Annotated in this window: 3 protein-coding genes; 1 reads left to right on the top strand and 2 read right to left on the bottom strand. The window is 33.1% G+C overall.

Annotated features, from left to right (window positions below):
• Positions 1-423, top strand: a 423-nt coding sequence (locus tag P4V41_RS21405; protein WP_328087239.1) for an amino acid permease, incomplete at its 5' end; no start/stop codon positions are given.
• A gap of 836 nt (positions 424-1,259) precedes the next feature.
• Here P4V41_RS21405 and P4V41_RS21400 read toward each other — a convergent pair.
• Positions 1,260-1,781, bottom strand: a complete 522-nt coding sequence (locus P4V41_RS21400) for a GNAT family N-acetyltransferase (RefSeq protein WP_328087237.1) — start codon at positions 1,779-1,781, stop codon at positions 1,260-1,262.
• A 74-nt stretch (positions 1,782-1,855) separates the two neighbouring features.
• Positions 1,856-2,497 carry a phosphoribulokinase gene (locus P4V41_RS21395; RefSeq protein WP_328087236.1) on the bottom strand — a complete coding sequence of 214 codons (642 nt, stop codon included), beginning with the start codon at positions 2,495-2,497 and terminating at the stop codon, positions 1,856-1,858.
• Positions 2,498-2,909 lie beyond the last annotated feature (412 nt).

Raw genomic sequence — 2,909 nt, 5'->3', positions numbered from 1 at the left:
CAGACACGATTGTTCTATGCAATGAGCCGTGATGGGCTTCTCCCAAGTAAATTGTCAGCGGTTCATCCAAAAACAAAAGTACCTCTTCCTAGTACGTGGACAACCGGATTACTTGTTGCGCTATTTGCTGGATTCGTCCCGTTAGATAAACTAGCAGAACTTACGAGTATTGGGACTTTGTTTGCTTTTGCCACAGTTTCACTAGGAGTTGCGGTTCTTCGAAAGACAAGACCTGACATCGAACGAGGCTTTAAGACACCATGGGTACCATTGATTCCAGCGTTGGCTATCATCTTCTGTGTGTATCTCATGCTTCAGCTCTCAGCATTCACATGGAAAGGCTTTGCTGTTTGGCTTGTGATCGGACTCGTTCTTTATTTTAGTTATGGATATCGAAACAGTAAACTAAATGAATCTAAATGACGATCTAAAGCCACCTGTAGAATAGGTGGCTTTTTATGTATTTGTAAACTTATGTATTGTGCTACACTTAACGTAGTTTTTAAGAGAGGGGAGGGTTAAGAAATGCGGATATTCTCTTTTTTGGTTTTATTATGCGTAGTTTTAAAAATATCTTTGGTACCTAATTACTTGCAAACCGGAAATGTGTCATTGGAACAAAAAAATGAGTTAAAAGTACTCACATTCGTTTCAGACGATATTTCTATCATCATGGCTAAAAACATCATAGAGAGTAAAAAGGTCCAAACGTCTAAAAATTGCTTTCAGCATAAAAGTGTGAGAAGTGTTCAAGTAGAAAACAAGCTCAATGTAGAACCTACTATTGAATATCCTCAAAAGAGAGTCCTGTTTCTTAGCCCTTTTTTCTATCAATCGAGTTATCTCTGACCCTTTACTAGTATGAATTAATTAATTCTACTTGAATAAAGAAAAGGAGATAACACAGATGAAAGAAACTATAATATTTAGCATTCTTACGGTTGTAATAGTTTTGGTAGCTACACATTTTTTTAATCAGTACATTCCAGAGCATCAATATCCAACCATGTTTAAGTTCTTAAAGAACATATAGCTGTTGTATCTGTTACTTTATCATATGAAAAACTATTTATATTCTAAAAAAAGTGGCAGGCTTTTATTAACGGGTTCTCTTTTGGAGGAGAAAATCGTATTTCACAAGCCTTTTAGCGTATTAAATAGCACTATAATTGGATATGTAAATGACATTAAAAATGACCAGATTTGTCTGGTCGTTTTTTTATGCCCTTATTCAATTAAAGCAACCGATTGTGGAATAACTATTCTAACTTATTCTTAGGTGTATACACCATTAGCAAAAATTCATTATTTAGATTCTTGATTTTTTCAAATCCACATTTCATGTAACAAACTATCGCTCTTTCATTATTTTTCTTCACGTTTAAAATAACACTAGCTGAGGATTCGATATTTTCAAGATATTTTAGAATTAGTCCTATCATTAATGTGCCTATACCTTTTCCCCATAAGTGAGTTTCACCAATGAATTGATCAATTCCAAAGGGTAATTGATTCGCTTTATATCCGTACTCTGCAAGTTCTTCTTTATTAACCTTATAGAACTGTATGTAACCAATTGGATTATCTTTATACTCAACTATGCACGGAGTAACATAATGGTTTCCATTTATTCTTGGCTCATACTTTTTAATCACCATTTCTAAATCAGAAGAAGGTTCTTCATAGTATTTCAAAACTTTCTCATCCGATAGCCATTTAGCCATGATTTTATAATCATTAACTGACATAGTTCTTAATAAAAGATTTCCTTTAGATATCATCATTGAACTCCTTCTTAAAGAAAAGCACCCAATCGTTAAAGTAAGATCACTTAAGCCTTATTAAAAAAACTTGATCAATAATCACCTTTTTCCATGAAAAAATCTTGATTGGAATTTCTTAAAACAATATCAAAATTTCGATGATAAGGATGCATAAACAATTGATATTGAATTCTACGCTCATCGTGAGAGTGTATTAGATCATTTATATCTTTGCCTTTTTCAGAAAAATCACGAATCCCTCTTCTCGTAAACTCGGTTTCTCCATCCGTATATAAGTAAATTTTCAAATCAAATAAATTTGGATTTATAAATGCTACACTCATTCCTTCTACTATACTCACTTTTTTTCGTGGAGAAATTAATGTGCTTTCCGTAAAATGAGTTCCTATTGAATAAAAATCTAAACCATCTTTTATCATATTCATGTCCCGCTCTAAAGCGAATATATTATGAGCCGCAGGATGGCATGCTGTCATTTTATAATGATGTTTCTCATTGTTATAGTCATAATCGATAACCGTATACTTCCTAAGATTAGACCCAACGATATATGGATCAGTATTCATGTAATTTACATTAGATTGTCCCAGAAGCTTCATAAGTTGATTCGCAAACGTTGTCTTTCCAGAAGCACCATGACCCGAAATTCCAATGACGATTTTTTTATCTTTACTGTTTATTCGGTTGGCTATCTCATGTAATATCCTGTCCATAATTCTCCCCCATTTTGGTCTATAAATCATGCTCAATAAATACATTCCAATTTATTCTACAATCCTGCTACGTTTGTTGAATAAGGAATCCCATATTTAAACCCTCATTATATATTCAATTTAATCGTTTCTTAATCCTTTTTCGCTAAAATTGGTAAGACTTTAAGCAAGTAAATTATCATACCAAATCGCAGCGTGACAGTAGTTATTGTCACTTTGCTAAAACCTATGCGAATTAGGGTGCTGATTAAGGCAATGGTTCACCTTCACCAAAACCCTTATATATCAATGAAAAAAATGTAACCAATTACGTTGCGGTTTATAGTGCTATTTACTATGCGATTTGGCTTGTTTTTTCTAGTTTTCTCCTTCAAAAGAGAACCTTTTATGCTATTTGAACTGTAACCAATAA

This window comes from Fictibacillus nanhaiensis (assembly GCF_036213205.1).
Taxonomy (GTDB): Bacteria; Bacillota; Bacilli; order Bacillales; family Fictibacillaceae; genus Fictibacillus; species Fictibacillus nanhaiensis_E.
This window is presented reverse-complemented; position numbering and strand designations above follow the sequence as displayed.

Coding starts and splice junctions, on each gene's coding strand:
- P4V41_RS21400 (WP_328087237.1), bottom strand. CDS start 1,781: ATGATATCTAAAGGAAATCTTTTATTAAGAACTATGTCAGTTAATGAT.
- P4V41_RS21395 (WP_328087236.1), bottom strand. CDS start 2,497: ATGGACAGGATATTACATGAGATAGCCAACCGAATAAACAGTAAAGAT.